At 35.2% G+C, this 24,558-nt stretch carries 18 protein-coding genes; 3 read left to right on the forward strand and 15 right to left on the reverse strand.

Features of this window, described 5'->3' with window-relative positions; translation table 11 throughout:
* Nucleotides 1–167: 167 nt before the first annotated feature.
* From FEZ18_RS00795 to tgt, 4 genes are all read right to left on the reverse strand, one after another.
* The gene (locus FEZ18_RS00795) at nt 168–1,118 is read right to left on the reverse strand and encodes an acetyl-CoA carboxylase carboxyltransferase subunit alpha (protein WP_153266549.1); all 951 of its coding nucleotides are present in this window, start codon (nt 1,116–1,118) and stop codon (nt 168–170) included.
* 205 nt (nt 1,119–1,323) lie between these two features.
* Nucleotides 1,324–2,238: a DMT family transporter gene (locus tag FEZ18_RS00800; RefSeq protein WP_153266550.1), complete on the reverse strand. Its 915-nt coding sequence runs from the start codon at nt 2,236–2,238 to the stop codon at nt 1,324–1,326.
* Between the two features lie 8 nt (nt 2,239–2,246).
* A complete protein-coding gene (locus FEZ18_RS00805) occupies nt 2,247–3,323 on the reverse strand; it encodes an LptF/LptG family permease (protein ID WP_153266551.1) in 1,077 nt (358 codons plus the stop codon).
* Nucleotides 3,324–3,433: 110 nt separating this feature from the next.
* Nucleotides 3,434–4,564 carry a tRNA guanosine(34) transglycosylase Tgt gene (gene tgt, locus FEZ18_RS00810; protein ID WP_153266552.1) on the reverse strand — a complete coding sequence of 377 codons (1,131 nt, stop codon included), beginning with the start codon at nt 4,562–4,564 and terminating at the stop codon, nt 3,434–3,436.
* Between the two features lie 205 nt (nt 4,565–4,769).
* Between tgt and FEZ18_RS00815 the strand changes: the two genes are divergently transcribed.
* The 3 genes from FEZ18_RS00815 to FEZ18_RS00825 all read left to right on the forward strand — a co-directional run bounded on the left by FEZ18_RS00815 (nt 4,770) and on the right by FEZ18_RS00825 (nt 7,351).
* On the forward strand, nt 4,770–5,624 hold the full coding sequence (locus tag FEZ18_RS00815; RefSeq protein ID WP_255473339.1) for a transketolase: 855 nt from the start codon (nt 4,770–4,772) through the stop codon (nt 5,622–5,624).
* Nucleotides 5,625–5,660: 36 nt separating this feature from the next.
* Nucleotides 5,661–6,614, forward strand: a complete 954-nt coding sequence (locus FEZ18_RS00820) for a transketolase family protein (RefSeq protein ID WP_153266554.1) — start codon at nt 5,661–5,663, stop codon at nt 6,612–6,614.
* Between the two features lie 143 nt (nt 6,615–6,757).
* On the forward strand, nt 6,758–7,351 hold the full coding sequence (locus FEZ18_RS00825) for an outer membrane beta-barrel protein (RefSeq protein WP_153266555.1): 594 nt from the start codon (nt 6,758–6,760) through the stop codon (nt 7,349–7,351).
* Nucleotides 7,352–7,435: 84 nt separating this feature from the next.
* Here the strand turns inward: FEZ18_RS00825 and FEZ18_RS00830 are convergent, their stop codons facing one another.
* The 11 genes from FEZ18_RS00830 to FEZ18_RS00880 all read right to left on the reverse strand — a co-directional run bounded on the left by FEZ18_RS00830 (nt 7,436) and on the right by FEZ18_RS00880 (nt 24,551).
* On the reverse strand, nt 7,436–10,546 hold the full coding sequence (locus tag FEZ18_RS00830; RefSeq protein WP_194269495.1) for a glycoside hydrolase family 2 TIM barrel-domain containing protein: 3,111 nt from the start codon (nt 10,544–10,546) through the stop codon (nt 7,436–7,438).
* Nucleotides 10,547–10,637: 91 nt separating this feature from the next.
* Nucleotides 10,638–11,411 carry a creatininase family protein gene (locus FEZ18_RS00835; protein WP_153266557.1) on the reverse strand — a complete coding sequence of 258 codons (774 nt, stop codon included), beginning with the start codon at nt 11,409–11,411 and terminating at the stop codon, nt 10,638–10,640.
* A 1-nt stretch (nt 11,412) separates the two neighbouring features.
* A complete protein-coding gene (locus FEZ18_RS00840) occupies nt 11,413–12,063 on the reverse strand; it encodes a GDSL-type esterase/lipase family protein (protein WP_153266558.1) in 651 nt (216 codons plus the stop codon).
* A 49-nt stretch (nt 12,064–12,112) separates the two neighbouring features.
* Nucleotides 12,113–13,291, reverse strand: coding sequence for a PNGase F N-terminal domain-containing protein (locus FEZ18_RS00845; RefSeq protein WP_153266559.1), 1,179 nt, complete (start codon nt 13,289–13,291; stop codon nt 12,113–12,115).
* Nucleotides 13,292–13,390: 99 nt separating this feature from the next.
* The gene (locus FEZ18_RS00850) at nt 13,391–15,577 is read right to left on the reverse strand and encodes a GH92 family glycosyl hydrolase (RefSeq protein WP_410505145.1); all 2,187 of its coding nucleotides are present in this window, start codon (nt 15,575–15,577) and stop codon (nt 13,391–13,393) included.
* Nucleotides 15,578–15,897: 320 nt separating this feature from the next.
* On the reverse strand, nt 15,898–17,247 hold the full coding sequence (locus FEZ18_RS00855) for an alpha-L-fucosidase (protein ID WP_153266561.1): 1,350 nt from the start codon (nt 17,245–17,247) through the stop codon (nt 15,898–15,900).
* 2 nt (nt 17,248–17,249) lie between these two features.
* On the reverse strand, nt 17,250–19,580 hold the full coding sequence (locus tag FEZ18_RS00860; RefSeq protein ID WP_153266562.1) for a family 20 glycosylhydrolase: 2,331 nt from the start codon (nt 19,578–19,580) through the stop codon (nt 17,250–17,252).
* Between the two features lie 71 nt (nt 19,581–19,651).
* Nucleotides 19,652–20,662, reverse strand: a complete 1,011-nt coding sequence (locus FEZ18_RS00865; RefSeq protein WP_153266563.1) for an isoaspartyl peptidase/L-asparaginase family protein — start codon at nt 20,660–20,662, stop codon at nt 19,652–19,654.
* 288 nt (nt 20,663–20,950) lie between these two features.
* Complete coding sequence (locus FEZ18_RS00870; RefSeq protein ID WP_153266564.1) at nt 20,951–22,264, reverse strand: sugar MFS transporter; 1,314 nt, start codon at nt 22,262–22,264, stop codon at nt 20,951–20,953.
* 64 nt (nt 22,265–22,328) lie between these two features.
* Nucleotides 22,329–23,480: a glycoside hydrolase family 18 protein gene (locus FEZ18_RS00875; protein WP_153266565.1), complete on the reverse strand. Its 1,152-nt coding sequence runs from the start codon at nt 23,478–23,480 to the stop codon at nt 22,329–22,331.
* On the reverse strand, nt 23,481–24,551 hold the full coding sequence (locus FEZ18_RS00880; protein ID WP_153266566.1) for a carbohydrate-binding family 9-like protein: 1,071 nt from the start codon (nt 24,549–24,551) through the stop codon (nt 23,481–23,483). It abuts the gene before it with no gap.
* Nucleotides 24,552–24,558: the final 7 nt, after the last annotated feature.

Raw genomic sequence — 24,558 nt, forward strand, 5'->3', positions numbered from 1 at the left:
ATTACAAAAGTAATTAAAATGCTCGTGTTTATCTAGTCAAAATGAATTTGTGTTATCAACTTAAAGTTAACAAATTAATTGTTAATAACTTAATTATATTGTGAATAAGCACAAAAAAATCTGAAGCTCCTAACTTCAGATTTCAAGGTCTTGCGCCATCAAAAGGATTACCCTTTATAAACTCCCATTTCTAAATATTTATCCATTCGCTTTGAAACCAAATCTGTTGGTGATAAGTTTTTTAAGGTCTCGTAAGTTTTTACAATGGCCGCACTCACTGAAGCAAACGTTTTCTCTCTATCTCTATGAGCACCTCCAAGTGGTTCTTTTATTATTTCATCTACTATTTTTAATTTTTTCATATCTGGAGCAGTAAGTTTTAAAGCTTCTGCAGCCAATTCTTTATACTCCCAACTGCGCCAAAGAATAGAAGAACAAGATTCTGGAGAAATTACCGAATACCATGTGTTTTCCAGCATAAGCACCTGATCGCCTACACCAATGCCTAATGCACCACCCGAGGCGCCTTCGCCAACCACTATCGTAATTATAGGTACTTTTAAACGTGTCATTTCTAAAATATTTCTCGCAATCGCTTCGCCTTGTCCCCGCTCTTCAGCTTCTAATCCAGGATAGGCTCCAGGCGTATCTAAAAGTGTAACTACAGGAATTCCAAATTTTTCGGCAGATTTCATTAGACGTAAAGCTTTACGGTAGCCTTCAGGATTAGCCATACCAAAATTTCTGTATTGGCGGGTTTTAGTGTTGTATCCCTTTTGCTGACCAATAAACATAAAGGATTGATCGCCAATTTTACCTAATCCGCCAACCATGGCTTTATCATCTTTAAAATTTCTATCACCATGAAGCTCTAAAAATGTGTCCCCACAAATGGCCTTTATATAGTCCATTGTATAAGGTCTATTAGGGTGACGTGACAATTGTACGCGCTGCCAAGGCGTTAGATTTTTATATATGTCTTTTTGAACAGCCTTTAACTTATTTTCAATTTGTTGACAAGTCTCTGTAACATCAACGCTTTCTTCACCAATTACTTGACATTTTAATAATTGATCCTCCAGTTCTTTTATTGGTAATTCAAATTCTAAGTATTCCATAAGAATTTTAGTTTCATTTTTAGTTAGTGTACAAAATTACATATTTTTATTTTGTTTTAAAATTGGAAACAAAACGAAATAATTAAACTTCATAATATCTAGTTGAATTTATTTTTGGGTAAATATATACAATTTAAAACGGATGGGAACAAACACTAAAGCAGTAAGGCCAAAGTTGAAAATATTTTTTAAAATTAACAAGCTATTAATTTGTCCGCTTTACTTTCAATTTTTTAATATTTTTCAAAACCCCATTTATTAAAACGGTTGCTATAATTAAAGAGGCTCCGTAATAAAACTCTGGACTCATCTTTTCTTTTTCAGGAAAAATTAAAACGGCGAGTGCAACGCCATAAACAGGTTCTAAATTATAGGTTAAAACTACTGTATAAGGGCTAATAAGTTTCATAACATGAACAGAAGCAATAAAAGCATAAGCCGTGCAAACTGAAGCTAAAATAAAAAGGTAACCAAAATCGGAAGAGCTCAAATTAAAAAAACCCGTTGTAAAACCACCATCGAAAATGAGTATATAAATTGAAATGAATACGACGCCACTTAAAAACTCATAAAATGAAATCACTGTAGCCTTATGTTGTTTTAAGAAGTTACCATTAAGCACCGCAAATAAAGACGACAAAAATGCAGATACGATACCTAAAATGATACCGTTAATATGTTTAAATTCTCCTTGAGTTATTATAAAAACACCTATTATTACCATTATCCCAAATAGAATTTCATACCAGATAACGCCCCTTTTATAGACCAAAGGCTCAATAAAAGATGCAAAAAAAGCACCAGTAGAAAACATGGCCAATGCGATTGAAATATTAGATACGTTTATGGCACCAAAAAACGTAATCCAGTGCAAAGCAATAACAATTCCCGCAAACGAAAATTGCACTATGGCCTTTTTGGAGGCTACTAATTTTACCTTTGCTATTTTAATATAAAGAAACATTAAAATAGAAGCCATAACCATTCTAAACCAAACTAAAGGGATGGCACTTATTGTAATTAATTCTCCTAAAATTGCTGTAAAACCGGCAATAAACACCAGGAGATGAAGATGTAAATAGTTTTTAAATTTAGGTGTATTTAAAATAAACTGTTTCATATCAAAACTTAGCGTTTAGCCTTTTGTAAAAGATAAGCGGCTAAAATGCCAAAAATGACGTTAGGAAACCAAACTGCAACAAGCGGAGAGAAATCGGACTGTTCTGCCATAACACCAAAAATTTTATCAAAAAACACAAAAACCATGGCTATACAGATTCCAACCGCTAAATTCACTCCCATACCACCACGCCTTTTAACCGAAGACACTGCAACGGCAATAATGGTTAAAATAAACACCGATACCGGTAAACTCCATTTTCTGTAAAGCACCAATTGATAACGCCCAATATTAGAAGATCCTCTCTTCTCTTCTTTTGCTATAAAATCTTTTAAATCGCCATAAGAAAGGGTTTCGGCAATATAAATAACCGGAGTCAAATCTTCAATATCGAAAGTAAAAAGCGTGTCCTTTTTAGGTGCCGTTTCAATAATATCATCAAACTCGCCTATGGTACGTTTGGTATAATTTGTTAATTGATACGTACTGTCTTTTTCTATAAATTTAATAGAACTTGCATTTATTTTAAAAGCGAGTTTATTGTCTTTGATGTGCTCTAAAGCAAAATTACTTCCTTGTTTATTTTTAAGGCTAAAACTACTAACATAAATAAAATCGTTGTCATTAATTTGTCGAAAAACATTCTGATCTTCAGAAATTTTCCTGCCCTTCTTTAAATATTTATAGCTAAAATCGTTAAATCCTTGGCTCGCTTTTGGTGCTAAATACAGTCCTAAAACAAGGGCCAAAACGGCAACAATAAACGCTCCAATTAAATAAGGTTTTAAAAACCTAGTAAACGACACACCAGAGCTTAAAAAAGCAATAATTTCGGTATTATTAGCAAGCTTAGATGTAAACCAAATAACAGATAAGAACAAAAATAGCGGAAACAGTAAGTGTGCGAAATAAATCGTGAAGTCCAGTAAATAAAGCATTACAGATTCGAAAGGCACTTCGTTTTCAAGAATTTTTCCAATTTTTTCGGCAAGATGCACTGTTATTCCTATTGGAATAAACAAGAGCAACATCATAAAAAATGTAAACAAATAACGTTTTAATATGTACCAATCGAGTATTTTCAATGTAATATCTTATTTATTTTAAGGCACTAAAACCATAAGCACTTTGAGAAAACCATTAATAAATTAAGCTGGTTTAAAACATTTTGACCACTGTTATCTATAACTGTTATCTATAAACGATTACTCATTTGTTTCACCATTTTTTCTTTCCATATTCTAAAATCACCAGCTATAATGTGTTTCCGTGCTTCGCGAACTAACCACATATAAAACCCCAGATTGTGAATGGTCGCAATTTGTTTTCCTAACAGTTCGTTAACCGTAAACAAATGTCTTAAATAGGCCTTACTATATTCGGTATCTACAAAAGTTATTCCCATCTCATCAACTGGAGAAAAATCATCTGCCCATTTCAAATTTTTAATATTAATAGTACCATGAGCTGTAAACAACATCCCATTTCTAGCATTACGTGTTGGCATTACACAATCGAACATATCGACGCCTAATGCTATATTTTCAAGTATGTTAATAGGCGTTCCAACACCCATTAAATACCTTGGTTTATCTTCTGGTAAAATACTGCAAACCACATCGGTCATGGCATACATTTCTTCGGCTGGTTCGCCTACAGACAAGCCTCCAATGGCATTACCTACAGCTCCAGCGTTTGCAATGTATTCTGCCGATTGTTGGCGCAAATCTTTATAAGTGCTCCCTTGAACGATTGGAAAAAAAGCTTGATTGTAATCGTATTTCAAAGGTGTTTTTTCTAAATGATTTATACAGCGATCTAACCACCTATGCGTCATATGCATCGAACGTTTTGCATAATTATAATCGCAAGGGTATGGCGTACACTCATCGAATGCCATTATGATATCGGCCCCAATAGTACGCTGTATTTCCATAACATTTTCTGGCGTAAACGTGTGGTAACTACCATCAATGTGTGATTTAAATTTTACACCTTCTTCCTTAATTTTTCGATTTGCAGATAAAGAATAAACTTGATACCCTCCAGAGTCGGTTAAAATAGGGCGATCCCAATTCATAAACTTATGCAATCCACCAGCTTTTTCAAGGATATGAGTTTGCGGACGCAAGTACAAATGATAAGTATTACCAAGAATAATATCTGGGTTTATATCATTTTTCAACTCCCTTTGATGGACTCCTTTTACCGTAGCTACAGTACCTACAGGCATAAAAATCGGGGTTTCTACAACGCCATGATCTGTGGTAATTTTTCCTGCTCTCGCTTTACTATTGGGGTCTGTCGCTTTTAATTCAAACTTCATTTAGAATACGTATATAGAGCACAAACCTACATAATTTTTTTATTTTAATTTAGGAAGTTAAATAAAAGGTTCAAGTTATATTTTGATACAATTTAATTAATAATTGGGGATTTGTTAGCAAATCTTATGGTTTGGTTAATAAATCACGGGTATCAATTTTGTTTAAGGTATTTAAAAGATTACTTTTGTCGCGCAAAAAACTAATATTTTAAAAATGCCAAACACACAACAATTAGAAGATTTAACAACACAGGTTCGTAGAGATATTTTACGCATGGTGCACAAAGTAAATTCTGGTCATCCAGGAGGTTCATTAGGATGTGCAGAATTTTTTGTAGCCTTATATAATGAGATTATGGATAGAAAAGACCATTTTGAAATGGATGGTATTGGTGAAGACCTTTTCTTTTTATCAAACGGTCATATCTCTCCAGTGTACTATAGTGTATTGGCAAGAACAGGTTATTTTTCAGTCGATGAATTAAACACCTTTAGATTAATTAATTCCCGTTTACAAGGGCATCCAACCACGCACGAAGGCTTACCAGGAGTTCGTATTGCCTCTGGTTCATTAGGTCAAGGTATGAGTGTTGCTATTGGTGCCGCTCAAGCAAAAAAACTTAATAACGACAAGCATTTAGTGTATTCTTTACACGGCGATGGCGAATTGCAAGAAGGCCAAAATTGGGAAGCGATTATGTATGCTTCTGGTAAAAAGGTTGACAATTTAATTTCCACAATTGATTTAAATGGAAAGCAAATTGATGGCGCAACAGACGATGTTTTACCTATGGGAAGTATTAAAGCTAAATTTGAAGCTTTTGATTGGATTGTAATTGAAGTTGAAGAAGGTAATAATATTGAGGCTATTTTAAAAGGTATGGCAGATGCTAAAGCTGAAACAGGTAAAGGAAAACCGGTTTGTGTCCTGCTAAAAACTGTTATGGGTAATGGCGTAGATTTTATGATGCACACCCATGCTTGGCATGGTAAAGCGCCAAACGACGAGCAATTAGCTACGGCGTTAGCTCAAAACCCAGAAACTTTAGGCGATTATTAACCAAATTCAGATTTTACGAATTACGATTTTAAACTTATGAAAACATATACATACACAGAAAAAAAAGATACTCGAAGTGGTTTTGGTGCTGGATTAACAGAGCTTGGTAGAACCAATCCTAATGTTGTTGCCCTTTGTGCCGATTTAATTGGGTCTTTAAAAATGGATAAATTCATGGAAGAAAACCCAGAGCGTTTCTTTCAAATTGGTATTGCCGAAGCAAACATGATGTGTATTGCAGCTGGTCTTACCATTGGTGGTAAGATTCCGTTTACAGGAACTTTCGCAAACTTTTCTACAGGTCGTGTTTACGATCAAATACGCCAATCTATAGCTTATTCGAATAAGAACGTAAAAATATGTGCTTCTCATGCTGGATTAACTTTAGGAGAAGACGGTGCAACACATCAAATTCTTGAAGATATTGGATTAATGAAAATGCTTCCAGGCATGACCGTTATAAACACTTGTGATTACAACCAAACTAAGGCGGCGACAATCGCGATTGCAGAACACGAAGGTCCAGTATATTTACGTTTTGGAAGACCAGCAGTACCTGTATTTACACCAGAAGACCAGAAATTTGAAATAGGAAAAGCAATCACATTAACCGAGGGTACAGATGTTACGATTGTGGCCACTGGACATTTAGTTTGGGAAGCTCTTGAAGCCTCTAAAGTATTGCATGAAAAAGGGATATCGGTAGAAGTGATAAACATTCACACCATAAAACCTCTTGATGAACAAGCTATTTTAAATTCGGTTGCCAAAACAGGTTGTGTCGTTACTGCAGAAGAGCATAACATTTTAGGAGGATTAGGTGAGAGCGTAGCAAGAACTCTAGCTTTACACAAACCAACACCACAAGAATTTGTAGCAACAAATGATACTTTTGGAGAGTCTGGAACCCCTGCTCAACTCATGGAAAAATACGGTTTAAATAGCGCTGCTATTGTCGACAAAGCTTTAGCCGTTATTAAAAGAAAATAGTCGTTGTAAGAATTAATTGTATGTACAGGCCCTTTTGTTAAAACAAAAGGGCCTTTTTAATTGGAACAATTCTAAAAAAAGAAATAATTTTAGTTTGGCAACGTTCTTGTAAGTATAAACAAAACCCTTAAAAACGAACAATTATGAAAAATTCATTTTTTATTACCTTACTATGTGCATTCATTTCTGTTGCCACTTACGCACAGTCAGAAAGCGGTTATGGTGTGAAAGCCGGTTTAAATTACAACGCTAACGGCAATTATTTTGAATCTATAGATGCCAATGCCCAAAAACCAGATGGCAATATAGGATACCACCTTGGCGTATTTGCTAAATTTGGAAGCCATTTGTATTTTAAACCAGAATTAGTTTATACCAGTACAAAAAGTGATTATGCTAGCAGCAGTTTTAAAATGCAAAAATTAGATGCCCCATTACTGGTAGGAATGAAAGTTTTTGGGCCTATAAGTGTTTTTGGAGGACCGTCCTTACAGTATATTTTAGATACAGATTTTAAAACTTCAGACCTGTCCATTAATAAAGTAAAAAATGATTTTACGGTAGGACTAAATTTTGGCGTTGGTTTTAACCTAAACAAATTAGGAGTCGATCTAAGATATGAAAGAGGTTTAAGCAAAAACGAAGCTACTTTTTTAGACAACAACGGTATTAATGTTGAGAATAGATTATACACGCGTCCAGATCAATTAATTTTAAGTTTATCGCTAGTTCTTTAAACAAATGAAGACTAACAAAAAAGCCTTAGATGTCTAATTTTCATCTAAGGCTTTTTTAATTTTAAAACAAAATCTTAAAATCTTTTACTTTTCAATAGGCACCATCCAGTAAGAATACATATAGTCTTGATATGGCAATCTGTATTGCTCTAAGGGCAATCTACCCCAACTGTTTATACTTCCAATACCTTGTTGAAACCCATCAATATTTACAAACACCTCTTTTCGCGGATCGAGCTCTCCGGCGTGGTGTTGCAATTTTTTATCGCCTGTATGCAAATCGTCTTCACTAAAATTTAGTGCAGACATATGAAAAGGTGTTTCGCTTAAAAACTGCAAACCAGAACCATCCTCTTTGGTTAATATTACCCAGCGCACATCTTTTTTATTTCCCGTTTCTTGTGGGCGTATATATGGGTAATACTGCTCTTCGATAGTTTGATTGTACAAACCTACTTTAGCAGCATGCTGCCTATCTGCATAAGCCTCAAAAGGACCTTTACCATAAAATGTCATGTTTTTATACGTTTCTGGTAAGATCATTTTATTCCCAAATTTAAACATATTAGGATACTCTCCTTTTAACGCTTTTAAATGGTTTGTAATTTTTACAGCGCCATTACCATCTACCAAATAAGCCTGTACTAATTGGGCATCGCCGTCTAAAATAGCTCTGGTAAAGGTCACTTCTAGTTCGTTCTTAGATCGTTTTTTTACCGAAGCAATCACCTTAGCAGATTGCGGTGCATCCTTCCAAACTTTAAATTTATTTTGAGTGCCTGCTCCGTAATCATTATCAACAGGTGCTCTCCAAAAATTCACTTCTGGCCCACTTTTAATTAAGCTTTTATTTTTGAAGTTATAATCTGTTAAGGTTCCAGTTTTCTGATTAAATAAAATCTCAAAATCGTCTCCAGAAACTGTTATAATATCGTTTTTAATTTGATGCTTTACAGAAGCCGTTGCTTTTTTAGGAACAGCTACTTGTCCTTTTTGAAGTTCAAATTGCTCATAAGCTAAAATATGATCCGCTTTCAACAAAGGCTCATCTGATTTTAAAACAGCAGAGACATTTAAAAAATACTCCATATTATCTTCAAATGATTTTTTAAACGGAATACTCACCGTCTTTATACTTTGTGGTGCTGTTACTATATCTTCTATAATTCCAGATTCCACCACTTTGCCATTTGCAATGACTTCCCAGTTTAGAGTATAGTTTGATAAATCTCTAAAGAAATACCAGTTTTTCAAATCAATAGTACCATGGGCAAGATCATTTTCATAAAATTTCACATCTTGGTGTATGTGTTTAACTTCAAAAATATGTGGATTTAAACGTCGATCTGGCTGAACCAAACCGTTATTTAAAAAATTATTATCACTTGGTGTGCCTTCTGGACCAAAATCGCCTCCGTAAGCAAAAATTTCTCTTCCATTTTTAACCGTTCTTAAACCTTGATCAACAAAGTCCCAAATAAAACCACCTTGTAATTTATCGTATTTCTCATACAAGTCCCAGTATTCTTTAAAACCACCCATACTATTTCCCATAGCATGCGCATACTCACACTGTACATACGGTTTTGTTCGTCTTTCGTCTTTAGCATAAGCCTCTACCATTGCAGGAGTATCGTACATAGGTACAAATAAATCGGTATTCCATTCGTGCACCGCGCGCTCGTATTGTGTTGGTCTGGTTTCGTCTAATCTTTTAGCTAATAAATACGATTCGTAAAAATTGTATCCATTTCCAGCCTCGTTTCCTAAGGACCAAATCACGATAGACGGATGATTTTTATCCCGCTCAATCATACGCTCTACTCTATCTTTATGAGCTTTTAACCAAGCTGGATTGTTTGCCAAAGTTCGGTCTAAAGCATAACCCATGCCATGAGATTCTATGTTGGCTTCATCAATAACATAAATGCCATATTCATCACACAATTCGTAAAAATACGGATCGTTTGGATAATGCGCAGTTCTCACCGCATTGATATTATGCTCTTTAAAAATTTTGATATCTCGAAGCATATCCTCGCGAGAAACCACATGGCCATGATCTGGATCGTGTTCATGCCTATTTACTCCTTTAAATAAAATAGGTTTTCCGTTTACTAAATATTGACTTCCTTTTACTTCAGAAGTTCTAAATCCTAATTTTCTAGATATGGCTTCTAAAACATTACCTTTTCTATCTTTAATGAGAATATTTAATTGGTATAATTCTGGAGTCTCGGCCGACCAAGATTTTACTTGCGGAATGGTTTTATTAAACTTTAATGTTGCGTTGCCGTTAGCTGTTAAATTATAAGGTGAATTAGCAGAAAAAACGGTTTGGTTGTCTTTTGTAATAGCTACCGAAATTGTTCCGTTTTGACTTTTAGCATCACTATTTTTAAGATCTACGGCTAAATCAAAAACGCCATCGGTATAATTATTTTCTAAACCAGCTTTTGCAAAATAATCTGTTAGTTGTACGTTTGGTCTTGCATATAAATATACATCGCGTTGTATTCCAGAAATTCTCCAAAAATCTTGACACTCTAAATAACTGCCATCACTCCAACGGTAAACTTCTAGAGCAATACTATTTTCTCCGGGTTTAACAAATTTGGTTAGGTTAAACTCTGCTGGTAATTTCGAACCTTGACTATACCCCACTTTCTCACCATTAACCCAAATATAGAATGCCGATTTTACAGCACCAAAATGAATGTAGATTGCTTTGCCGTCCCAATTATTTGGGATTTCAAAAGTTCTTTTATAGGACCCAACAGGGTTATTTCCATCTGGAATATCTGGTGGGTTTAGCTCGCCTTTTTGAAACGGATACGTTTGGTTTACGTAAATAGGTATTCCAAAACCTTCAACCTCCCAGTTGGCTGGCACTTTTATTTTGTCCCATTGAGAAGTATCAAAATCTTCTTTGTAAAAATCTGCTGGTCTTACCTCTGGTGTATCGCTGTAATTAAATTGCCAAATACCATTTAAAGATAAATAATTTTCAGCCTTAGAGGGCTCATTCTGCAGTGCTAAATCTAAATTTGAATAAGGAAAAAAAGTAGCTCTTGGCGCTAGTTTATTAATCCCGATAACATCTGGATTTTCGATTATAGGATCAAGGGTTTGCCCTTGTAAAGAGGAAGTCCCAAAACAAAGGGCCATCATCCATAATAATTTAATGTTTTTCATTACTAATGGCATTTTAATTAATTTGTTTAATAATTTAATCTACAAATATAGCCGAAAACTGCTTATTTGTAATACATAATACATTTTATAACTAGTCGTACATATTTTCTAAATCGGCATGATGCAATTCCTCTAAAAAAGAGGCTATGTTGAGACTTACAGCGTTAAAAAAACGTGCTCCATTGTCTTTCGTTGCTTTTTTAGGATTCCCAACACCGGTATCTTCTGTAACCATAGTCCATTGACGCTGTGCTGTCACCCAACCTTCTTTTAAACCTTTTATCTTGAATTGTTTAGACGCACCATCACCAGCTTCATTTAAAGGTAAAACTAAATGCGGTGTTAAATACATGGTAACAGCGGTTTCTAACTCACCTGCGTGATCTCCAGGTTCGTGAAAAAAGTCGTTGCCGTTATCGGCATCCCACCAGTTTAAAACACACACAAAAACATCAGGAAACTCCACTGACAGTTCCCGAATAATTGGTTTAAAATTATTTCCGCCATGACCATTTACTATTACTAGTTTCTGGATATTTTGACGATTTAAAACATCAACAATATCTCTTAAAACTGCCAGTTGGGTACTAGGATTCATATTCATACACAAGGGCACTTCAAGTTGACCTGTATTTACACCAAAAGGAATGGTTGGCAACACCACCACTTTCGCAGCCTTAGCCCAAGCAATTTTTGCGGCCTCAATGGCCACTCCCTCAGATAAAATATTGTCTGTGGCGTATGGTAAATGAAAATTGTGTGCTTCTGTAGCTCCCCAAGGCAAAACGGCAACCGTATAATTTTGTGTTTTTACCGTTTTCCAATTGGTTTCTGCTAATACATAAGGTCTTGGTTTGTTAGGCATGCTACTTTAGGTATTTGTTAATTATTTTTTTCCATTTTTGATAGCCCTCTTCACTTAAATGTAAGCCATCGTAAGTATATTCTGGTTTTAGGTGTTTTTTACTATTGCGCATGCGTTTGTGAAGGTTTATGAATTTTACATCGTATTTTTTTGATACTGCCCTTAAACGCTTATTAGCCGCAATAATTTTTTGATGGTTGTTTTTATGTCCGGAAAACTTCTTACCAATATGAGGGTTTATTGGTAGAATACTTTGCAAATATATTTTGGTGTCTTTGGATTGATTTTGAATTTGTAAAATGATTTTTTCTGTGTTTTCTATAACATAAACCATACTTTTTCCTCGAGCCATATCATTGGTGCCTATTAATAAAAATACTTTGTTAGGATGTGATGCGGTGACTTCATCTAATCGGAATAAAATCCCATCTGTAACATCGCCGCTTATGCCTCTATTTTTAACATTTTTATCAGGAAACAAGGCGTTCCAATCCCCACCTTCAGTAATACTATTCCCTAAAAATATAATTTCGTTTTCGGTATTTGGTTCATTTTCAAAAAAGGCTTTCCGTTTGTAATAATGGTCTGAATAGTTTTGTGAAAACCCGATATTTACAAAAGCTAAAAACAGAATTACAATTAAATTTTTCATCTTAAAACAAACTAGATTTTTGAATTTTATGCTAAAGTTAACCTTAAAATTATTGATGAGTAATATACGCAGAAACCAACCAGTGATTTAATTTCTCCTTATCGATAGGTGTAGCAGGGATTTTTATTCTTAAATCGTGCTTCCCAGCCTTTAGGTCCCCCAAATCTACAACCATAGGCTTTACAGATGATCCTGGACACCAATTAGACCGCGATAAATCCGATGAAGCGATGCGCTCTTCAATTTCTTTAATTTTATACGATCGAGTTTTCATATCGATATATGAGGCCGAATCCTTTTTTATCCAAACTCCTGAAGTTGGGTTAAATCTTCTAAACGAAGCACAATCTTCTCGCCAAGGAATAGTATCTAAAACCAATGCATTATTGAAATAAACACTGTTCTTAATTTTAATAAATTCATCACCGCCACTATGCCCGCCATGACCTGTGGTAATATAGTGCAACTTCACGTTTTTTGCATCTTTTCGCAGTGTTATGGTGGTTTCTAAATCGTTATGTGCAAAATTATCTGGTATTTTTTGTCCACCAACATAAGGTATGGTGTTTAATACTGGTACTACTGAAACTTTTTGTTGCTTTCTGTTGGAATAGTTAAATTCTAAATCAAAATCATAACCTTCTGCCGTCCAAGAATCAATCCAAACCCCAACATAAAATGCACCAGTAACCAGACTTTCTAAGTTTGTAACATCATGCTGCCATACTACTTGCTTCTCCCAACTGGGTATGTAAACAGGCCTTCTGTATTTTACTTTATTATCGCTGTAATGGCCAACGCCAAAAGGTGTCATAAAACGCATTAACTCAACCACAGGTTTGTAGGTATCACTAGCAATAAAACCAGCATATTTATTGTCGACATAAGAATCTTTTGGAAAGGCTTCACCTTTTTCTGCCACAGAAAGTATCGATAAATCCTCAAGATTTTTAACCACAAACACAGAACCCGACTTGTCCCATTTATCTCCTGCAGAACGCACTGTTAATTTTATGTTCACATCTGTGCCCTCTTCAAACGTAGGAGCGGTTACTTTTTTATATACTAAACGACCATTCATTAAACGAACCACCTCATCATCAGTCCCTTTTTTACCTTGAAAATTAATTGGCTGTTTATTAAAAACAGTGATATTTATGGGTTCTTGAGCCTTTGCATAAACACTTACGAGTAACAAGAATGTAACACTTAGAAATTTTGATGTCATTTGAATTTAATTTTTAATGGTTTTGGGATTGTTAAGAATATTAGAAAAGCTTAAGAAAACTAACTTTGTGCTTGGTAAGAACTGTTTCAACATAGTAATTTATTCTAAAATCATTTTTAAGCTATTACCATTCACCAATTCATCATGGTTGATAAAAAAGTTTTTGTGTATTTTTCCGTTTACTAATATCTGTTTGATTTTTCCGTTTTTCTGGTTTAATTTCTCGATAATCAAGACATCATTCTCATAATATGTATTATCTAGATGTATCGTAATTTTATCGAATCTGGGTGCTGTAATGGCGTACATGGGATCTGCTGGTGAAACAGGATATATACCCATCATACTATAAATTAACCAGGCAGACATAGTACCCGTATCGTCGTTTCCTGGTAAACCCGCAGGTTTGTTGGTAAAGTATTTACTTATTAGTGCGTTAACACGCTCTTGTGTTTTCCATTCGTAACCTTTTGCATAATTGTATAAATACGGATAAGCAATATCGGGCTCGTTAGCCATATCAAATTGATTGATTTCAAAAACTTCATCCAATTTAGCAACGTAGTTTTCTTTACCTCCCATTAATTTCATTAGGGCTTTGGTATCGTGAGCCACCATAAATGTATATTGCCAAGAATTACCTTCAATAAAACCCAAGTTGGTTTCAAAATTAGCACCTTTATTTGGGTCAAAAGGCGCGTACCAAGAACCGTCGTCATTTTTTGGACGCAACAAATTAAAGGTTCTATCAAAAAGCTTTCGGTAGGTTACAGAGCGTTTAGAAAACAATTTATAATCTTCCTTTTTACCTAATTTTTTTGCTAATTGTGCCAATGCGAAATCGCTTATATTGTATTCTTGCGTGGTAGAAACCGAACCGCTATTGGTTGTTTTAGTGGTTAGATATCCCTTTTCAATATAGTCTTTAATACCAGGTCGTAACGGATTGTTTTCTAACTGTGTTGCACTTTTACGCATGGCTTCGTAAGCTTTTTCAATATCAAAATCTTGAATGCCTCGCAAATAGGTATCAGCTAAAACGATACCAGCAGGATCGCCAACCATAGTTGTGGTTTCGGTAGCATTAAGCTCCCATTTAGGCAACCAACCACTTTCGTCGTAGATATTAAGCATACTTTTTACCATGTTCGATTGTTGTTTAGGATACACCAACGACATTAATGCATGTAAATTTCTATAGGTGTCCCAAAATGAAAATACTGTAAAACGTGTGCCATCCGTTTTTGCGGTTTCACGTTTTCCCATAGTGGGATATTCTCCATTAACATCATTTAAAATATTGGGATGGATTAATGTGTGATACAACGCCGTATAAAAAATAGTCTTATCGTCTTTAGAACCACCTTCTACTTCTATTTTAGATAGCAAATCGTTCCATTTTGAAGCGGTTTCTTTATAGATATCTTTAAATGATAAATTTCCGGTTTCTTTTTCAAGGTTTTCTCTAGCATTTTCAATACTCACGTAAGACACACCAATTTTTACTTCAACCTCGGTTGGTTTATCAAAATTATACGAAAAATAACTCCCTATACTATCCCCAATAACTTCTTTTCTATAATTTTTATATATGCGGGTTTTTCCGTTATAGGGCATCCATTGCGCTTCAATACCATCGTGAGTTCTCGGTTTTTTCCAAACCCCAAAATCTTCTGCTGGCTTACTAAATTTTGCAACAAAATAAACAGGATAAGATTCCTCTGGCTTATAGTAACAAAACGAGCCTACATTTCGAACGCCCTCAACCTCGGTTGGAGACACGATTTTAACCATTGCGCCTTCCTCATTTGTTAAACCAAGGCCCAAATTAATAAGTATATTAGATTTTCCTTTTGGAAAGGTATACTTGCTCACTCCTACTCGAGTGCTTGCGGTTAGTTCGGTCTTTATATTGTATTTTGAGAGCTCAACACTGTAATACCCTGGTTTTGAAACTTTGTTTGTATATGCTGTTCCATATTCTAAATGATTCGTTTTTAAAGCTCCGGTTGTTGGCATGGCCAAAATAACACCTAAATCTGGACAACCCACACCGCTTAAATTCACATGAGAAAACCCCGTTAAAAAGGTGTTTTCGTGCACATAGGGTGTAGACAACCACTGACTATCTTTTTCCAACGGCAAATTTTGCGGACCTGCAACGTTAAATGGCGAAACACTAACCATGCCTCTTGGTGCCATAGCTCCTGGATTTGTAGCGCCATAATTTGAAGTTCCAATAAATGGATTTACATAATTAATTGGTGCTTGTGCTCCCAAATTCATATAACCTACAAGACCTAAAAGTGAAATAATAACTCTAATACTAAATTTGTGTTTTCTAGTTTTAAACGAATAAACTACTTTCTTCATAGATCTTATTTTAACCGTACTACAACTCATCTTTCTACATTATAAATTTTATACCCCTATAATTAATACCAAATTAACCATACGACATTTCAAAATTAAACTGGTATAATACCCTTCTAAACCACACATGTTTTGGTGTGTTTCGCCAAAACATTTAAACCTGAAACCATACGAAATATCACCATTAATTGATTTAACCTAAAGCTGCTTATTTAAATCCAGTAACCTGGTTTTTATTTATTCAATTCTACAGCGTTGCCATGACCTCTGTATAATAACAGAGCATCTTCCAATTCGACTTCTATAATCGTGACATTTTCATCTAAATGCTTTTCTAAAGGCACTTCAATTCTTAAAATTCCAGGAATATTATTCCAAGCGGCACCACCATTTCTTTCAAAATCCAATTCTTCATTGGTACCAACTACTTTAATCGATTTTATTTTATTCTGAAGACCTTTTAAAGAAATATAATCCTTGGGGGTATCAAACAAAGCCAAGTAAATTTTAGTATCGTCTTTACTTAACAATGTTGGTCCGTAAAAATGACCATAAGGCAAACCCGCTTTCGTACTAAAAACGGCAGTTTCGTGCTTTTTAATCCAATCTCCCAAGGCTTCCAATCTTTCTAATTGTTCTGTTGCAATACTGCCGTCTGGTTTTGGACCAATATTGAGCAATAAATTACCACCAGAAGCAATTACCTCAACAAAAGTTCTGATAATTTGAGATATAGGTTTGTAATTGGTGTCTGATGGGAAATAACCCCAATTATCGTTCATGGTCATACAAAACTCCCAGGCACCTTCTGGTCTAACTATAGGAACCCCTTGCTCTGGTGTACTGTAATCGCCATGTGTTTTTAATCTCGAGTTTACTATAACTGAGGGATTCCAAGCTAACAAAGTGTCTTTTAAAGCTTCTGCGCGCCATTGTTCGCTAGTTTTTTCCCAATCGCCATCGAACCACCATAAATCTGGATTAAAATTGGTACTTAACTCTTTCATTTGACCGTTATTAAATTTGATAAAACGTTGCCAAGGCGTTAATTGGTCTTGTTGCTTTTGCGGAAAATTGTTTCGAGTGTCTGGACGTGGAAAAACCACCTCGTAATCTGGATGCGACCAGTCGATTAAAGAATAATATAAACCAACTTTTAAGTTCTCTTTCCTTAATGCTTTGACAAAAGGCGCGACTAAATCGCGCTTTGCAGGTGTTTTTTCTAGCACATTTAATTGGCTGTATTTTGTATCCCACAAGGCCACACCATCATGATGTTTGGTTGTTAAAACCGCGTAACGGGCCCCTATTTTTTTGAATAGTTTTGCCCAAGCTTCTGGCTTATAGTTTTTAGCGGTAAATTTTTCGCCTTGCGCCATATAATCATCATAAGAAATACGTTTATGGTACAGAGACCAAGATTCACCAATCCCATTTACGCCATAATATCCCCAATGGATAAACACCCCTAATTTAGCGTTTTGAAACCAAGTTAATCGGTCTGCTTTAGTTAATTTTTCTTGCGCAAAAATCTGATTCACAAACAAGAAAAACAACACGCCTGTTAATTTTAAACACCTCATACTTATTTAATTATAATTTCATCAACAAATAACCAAGCATCACCGCCGTTTGGTGTCTTTTTTAAATTGGTAGCTATTACCTTTACAAATCTTGTGTTTTGAGCATCGAAAGAAATTGTAAAATCTTTTAATTCTGAAGCAGGATTTTTGGCAAATGCTCTTTTTACTGAACCCACTTCACGATAAGTTTTACCATCTTTAGAAATAAAAACCGTTACAGAGGTAGGAAAATAAATACTTGGTCCTTGATTTTCCAAAGTGCCTAAAATAACTTCTTGAATGGAAGTCTCTTCGCCCAAATCGACCACAGCTTCCATATCTTTAACCAACCAAGCTTGCCAGTGGCCATCGTGAAAGTTTTTGGTACCGCGTAAAGTATTTACCAAACCAAATTCGCCTTCACCTTGATATTGCTCACTATAAACTTCTTTATAGCTTACTTTTTTACCAACGGCTTTATGAAATTCAATGGTAGTTTGAAAGGGTTTACCAACCGCTTTATCATCTTTAAATAAAGAGGCGTTTATAGTTGTCGTTTCGTCAATTTTTAAAGGCGTTGTGTATTTAATGGCATTATCGTCTAGTTTTTTATCATGTAATGTATAACGAATATCGGCATTGGTAAATTCGTTTTTCAAAACGATCGAGGCTTCTTTTGTTTCTATATCAATACTAACATCATTCATGACTAAATAAGCGCTTTTCGCATAGTTAATATTGAGGTCATCAAATCTTTCAAATAGGGTACCAATTCGGGTTGAGAAATCTTCCCAGTTACGCGATTCTTTTGGAGACCAAAGTGTTTCTGATAAAGCAGCTAATCTAGGAAAAATCATATATTCTGAATGCGATTCTGTTTTAATTTGCTCAGACCAAAGATTTGCTTGGCCTCCTAAAACGTGTTTGGCTTCCTCTACTGTTAAACCGTCCACAACAGGATCGAAAGTATAGACTTTACTCAATGGGGTATAACCGCCCCAAGCTAAAGGCTCTTCATTTTGTGGGCCTTGATAATGATCAAAATAACAATGCGTGCCCGGCGTCATAATCACATCATGACCCAGCTTTGCGGCCTCTACACCACCTTTTACACCACGCCAACTCATTACTGTAGCTTCTGGTGCTAAACCGCCTTCTAAAATCTCATCCCAGCCTATTAAACGTTTTCCTTTAGCATTGATAAAACGCTCCATTCTGGTAATAAAATAACTTTGTAGTTCTTCAACATTTTCTAACTTTTCAGTTTTCATTCTTCTTTTACAATCTGGGCATTTTTTCCACTCGGTTTTTGTAGCTTCATCACCACCAACATGAATGTATTTTGATGGAAAAATGTCCATAACTTCTAACAACACATTTTCTAGAAACTCGAAGGTATTTTCTTTTCCTGCACAATAAATATCTGTAATGGGCCAAAGTCCGCCAGATGGCACAGCAATGCGTCTACCGTGACACGAAAGTTCGGGATACGATGCAATTGCTGAGGATACATGTGCTGGCATTTCAATTTCGGGAATAATTTCGATACTTTTAGTTGCTGCATACGCCACTAAATCTTTTAATTCGTCTTGGGTATAAAACCCGCCATAAGTCCCTTTTTCATCTGGAGAAGGCGTATATCTTCCGTCCCAATGTTTATCTTCTTGATCGACTCTCCAAGCACCAATTTCGGTTAATTTTGGATATTTTTTTATTTCAATTCTCCAACCTTGATCATCCACTAAATGTAAATGCAAGACATTCATTTTTAGCATAGCCAATCGATCAATGGTTTTCTTTAAATAGTCTATTTCGAAGAAATGACGAGAAACATCTAACATTAAACCTCTGTATTGATATCGAGGCGCATCTTTAATCGTTACATTTGGAATTAACCAATCTGTATCGGCCACCTGCTCTGAACTTTCAATGCTTGTTGGAAGCAACTGCCTTAGTGTTTCTAAACCATAAACAAAACCAGCTTGTTCTTTTGAAGAAATTAATACGCGATCTGAATTCACTTCTAAGGTATAGCCTTCCTTCTCTAAATTTTCATCAATTACCAATTGAACAAAATTAGTTTTAGGAGCTTGATTTAAAACCTCTAAATCCCAACCCGAAACGTTTTTAAACTTATCGATTAAAACAGCGGTTAATTCCTTTTGAGAAGGATTTACAACAATAAATTTTGTGTTTTCATCAAACTGAAAAGCACCTTTTTCCAATTCTAATTTTGCTGGTTTTGGGATTACAGCAATATCTGCTTCTGTAAAGTTTTTATTTTCTTTAGCGTCTTGGCAAGCCATTACAGTCGCCATTAAAAACAATACCAGAACCTTTTTAAATACACTCATGTTTACAAATTTTTAATTAGTAATCTATATGTCTTCATAATTTATTTTGATTTTTGTTTACCGATTTTAGCCTACTCCGCTATTTTAAATTTCGCATCTTCCATTCGGTTTCCATATTCGGCATCGGCAACAGCATAATTGAAACCAGAGCGCAAACTGTAACCCGCATGCTCTCCGTTTTTATTAATAGCGATAAAACCAACTTGCAAATATTCCATGTCTTTATGGTTTTTATGTTTTGTAAAAATACGCTCTACAATTTCTTTGCAAGCTTCCAAAGGCGACTTGCCTTGGCGCATTAATTCTACAACCATAGCGCTTCCTGCGGTTCTAATTACGGCTTCTCCCAAACCCGTTGCAGCGGCCGCACCCACCTCATTATCTAAAAACAAACCAGCGCCTATTATTGGCGAATCTCCCACACGTCCATGCATTTTCCATGCCGCACCGCTTGTAGTACAAGATCCAGAAATATTGCCGTTTTCATCAATCACTAACATGGAAATGGTATCGTGATTTTCCATATTTATAACTGGCTTATATTTTGATTCTTCCATCCATTTTTTCCAATCGGTTTCAGCTTCAGCAGTTAAAAGGTTTTCTTCTTTAAAACCTTCAGATAAGGTAAATTGAAGCGCACCCTGTCCAGACAACATCACGTGTGGCGTATTTTGCATGACTTTTTTGGCTACAGAAATAGGGTGTTTTATGCCTTGTAAATAAGACACCGAACCACAATTGCTATTGTGATCCATAATACAAGCATCTAAAGTCACCTTCCCTTCTCTATCTGGATAACCGCCGTAACCCACACTACGTACTTTAGGATCGGCCTCGGGGATTCGCATGCCAGCTTCCATTGCGTCTATTGCAGATTTCCCGTTTTTTAATTGCTTCCAAGTTTCTTCATTGGCTGGTAAACCGTGATTCCAAGTTGATATTATTAATGGTTTTTTTGGTGTTTTTATAGCATGGTATGGTGCTAATTCCTCTTCCTTCACTAAGTTTTCGCAACTTAAAATCGTACTGAAACCTAAAGTCCCTAGAGCTGCATTTTTTATAAAATCTCTTCTGTTAGACATACTGTGTGTTTTTATTGATACATTTTTGAGCTTGGTGCCGTGCGGTTTCACCGAGCTTATTAGGTGTTATATACCTGTTAAAGATTAATTCACCGCCTTTAATAATCTTTTTATCTCTGATATATTTCTCTCTATTAATTTCCCGTTTAAAGTAACCGATTGCATATCTTTATACGATAAGCTGTTGTTTAAAATTTTTACTGTAAACATTTTAACATTTAATAAATACGTGATGCTCTAAAGTTCTAAATAGTTGTAAAACACAGATTGTTTATCTCTTTTAAAGGATTACACAATTAGAGCGTCAGCTTTTCCGTTTTTGTAACCAAACCAAACAATATAAGCATAACACAATATAATAATCAACAAAGCATTTTTAAACGCTATATAATCGGTTAATAACCCAAAAATTGGCGGAATAATAGCGCCACCAACAATAGCAGTGCATAATAAACCTGAAGCTTTTGGCTTTAAATAGCCAATACCATCAATTGCTAAAGTAAATATAGTTGGGAACATGATAGAATTAAACAAACCAACAGCCAAAATGCTCCACATACTTACCAAACCAACCGTGCTTACTGATACTAAAATTAAACTTATAGAAATGCTGGCAAAAATTGCCAACACTTTTCCTGGTTTTATAATCTTGGTTAGATAGGCACCAACAAAGCGACCAATCATGGCTCCAGACCAGTAGAACGTCACAAAAACGCCAACAATGGCTTTACCATCTTTATCTGTTAATCCTGAATTAAGAATGCCTTCTGCAATGGCTTTCATCATCGCATTTTCTTTAATTACAGAGACTAAATTCATATCTAAAAAGTAGTTTACCAAATAACTCCCAATAGCGACCTCGGCACCAACATAAAACAAAATACCTAATACCCCTTGCATTAATTTTTTATTTTTAAAGGCCTCAGCATAGGTTCCTGTAGACGTTTCAGAAATCATTTTTGGTAATTTGGCAAACAAAAATATAAAGGCAATAAAACTAATAAACGCTGCTAAACCCAAAAAAGGCGTTTGCACTGCTGCAGCTTCAGAGCTTAGATACGCTTCTTTAATAGCGGGCTCCAGAGTAGCAATTTCGTCTTTTGTTTTTATCACATCGCTTAGAATAAACAAGGCGCCCACGGCTGGAGCGACAGCAGTTCCTAAAGAATTAAAAGCCTGAGATAAATTTAAACGACTAGAAGCGGCATCTTCAGACCCTAAAACGGCAACAAAAGGATTCGCCGCTACTTGCAATACCGTTATACCCGCTGCCAAAATAAAGTAAGCCAACATAAAAATGCCAAAAACCCGATAGGACGCTGCTGGATAAAAAAGCAGGCACCCCAAAGCCATAGTCATTAATCCTAAAATAATACCCTTTTTATAACCTATTTTTGAAAGAATATAACTGGCTGGTATAGATAATAAGAAATAAGCTCCAAAAAATGCAAATTGTACCAAACCTGCTTGAAAATAGGATAGTGTGAACAGTTCACGCAGGCGCGGAATTAAAGAATCTACCAGAACCGTTATAAATCCCCAGAGAAAAAATAAGACCGTTAATAGAATAAATGCTGAACGATACGATTTTTGATTTGACATGCTTTGTGTTTCTTTTTAAAATTGATTCAATAAAATTTATTTGACAGAAAAATACACTTTTAAGTTAGTTTAAACCGTTGTAAAGTTCGTTTAACAATTCTTGGTCTTGGTCTAAGCTATATTCCCAAAACATGGCACCGCCTAAACCTTTTTCTTTGATGTAGGATGCTTTTAATTGTATCTCTTTAGGTGTGTCATAAGAAATAAAAATACGATCTGTAGCATTCCATAAATAAGAAGCCTTTGCAGACTCGTCGTAAAAATTCTCGTATTTACCCGTTTTTATTTTTGCTTTAATATCCCAATAAGGCACAATCATACCACCTTCTCGAGCGGGCTCATATAAGCCATCTTTTACCGAAAAAACTTTTGCCCATTGTCTGCCATAAAAAGGCATACCAAGAACCAATTTATCTACCGGAACACCAGCTTTTATGTGCCTATCTATAGCTTCTACGCCACTATTTACATTGTATTTGTCTTTTTCTGAAGGATACAAATTCGCATGATGCCCCGTTTGATGCATCCAGCCATTAAAAAAATCATAACACATCACGTTTATAAAATCGAGGTGTTTATGCGCCTCTGCCAAATCGGTATGATTCATGTATGCTTGATCTGCACCTGTTGCAATGGTTAGTAAATAATGGTTGTTGTTTTTCTTTCCTTCCTCATCTAAAGCTTTACGAATAGCTGCTAAAAGCAAGGTGAAATTATCTTTATCTGACGGACGGAAAATATTATCTTCTGCACGTTGTCCAGGATATTCCCAATCTAAATCTACACCATCAAAACCGTGCTTTTTCATCAATTCCACACAACTTTCAGCAAATATTTGTCGCGAATCTTCAAAAGCCGCCATGGTCGAAAACTGATCGGACCACACCCAGCCACCAACAGAATACAACACTTTTAAATCTGGATTTTGTTTTTTAAGTCCGATTAAGGTTTTAATTTTGGCGGCATCCGTTTCTAACTCAAAAGCTGCTTTTCCTTCTACAATATTTGCAAAAGCAAAGTTGATATGTGTTAATTTGGTTGCATCGATTTTAGAAAAATCGTAATCTTCATAACCCGCAGCATAGCCAATAATTTTATAATTTTCGTTTGTTTTTATATCGGGTTTTACTATTTTATTTGAAGCTTCTTTTTTTTCTGTTCCGTTAGAACATCCGAAAAAAAGTAATGCTAAAACTAAATACGTTAACTGTTTCATTTATTTGTCTTTTTTAAGAAAAGAGCCATCCTCTTTTATAATTAATAAGGCATTTGTAAACGGACTTTCAATAGAAATGGTATAACCAAAACTGTGGTGCTCTAAAATGGGCTGTATTGTTTCCCCTTCAACAGTAATTGGAGTGTTTGAAATATCTTTAATACGGGTTGCCCAGTTTTTATTTCTATTTTTAAAATCGTTTTGTGCCCTGTACAATTCAAATAATTTCCATTTAATTTTATCATCATTTGGGATATCAAAAACATCAGTTTCACCAGCTTTTTTTGAAGAGAAATATACATAACCCCATTTTTCTGGTTCATGCATATTAATCACGCCTTGTGGCGACCAAACCCAATTGTATTCAGGCAGGAGCTTTCCGTTCGCTTCTTTTTTACGTTGGTATTTTCCGTTTGTAAGTTGATGTTCCCAATTCACTCTTGAGAAATTTACACGCCAAAATTCATTTTTAGGGACGTTTTTTTCAAAATATGAGGTTTTAAAGATATGCCATGGCAAAGCCATTTCGACTGTCCACCCCCGATCAACATCAGTGGGATTATTTAAAGTGCCGTTTATTTTAATAGCAGATTTCATTCCTGTGGCGGTCCAATCATTTAAAACTACATTGGTTTCACGATACGGTTTTGAAAGGAATAAATCCCAAATCGTATTTAGGGCATTCACTTCAATTTCATAATAATTTTGAGCATCGCCATTGGTATCTACAAATACTTCAAAATTGTTATTGTGAAAAATAATGGCATCATGCTGTGTAATATCTGCCCAAACGTGGGGTTCTTCTAGTTTTGCAAAAATGTAAAAATAGGTGTCGTCCCAAAGCATTTTTACCTGTGTGTTATACTTTGGCTTTTTAACACCTTGAATATCTATAAAGGGCTGAGACCATGGCACTTTTTCCCAAGCCACTTCAGTATCATCTCCGTCAATTTCTAATGCTTCGGAAGTATGAAAAGCAATATAACTATTTGGAATTGTTGCGTTCTCAGATTGTGCAAAAACAGCCTTTGACACCAGTAAAATTAATAAAAAGTTAAATTTTAAAAACATAAATTCT

The organism is Oceanihabitans sp. IOP_32, assembly GCF_009498295.1.
Classification (GTDB): domain Bacteria; phylum Bacteroidota; class Bacteroidia; order Flavobacteriales; family Flavobacteriaceae; genus Wocania; species Wocania indica.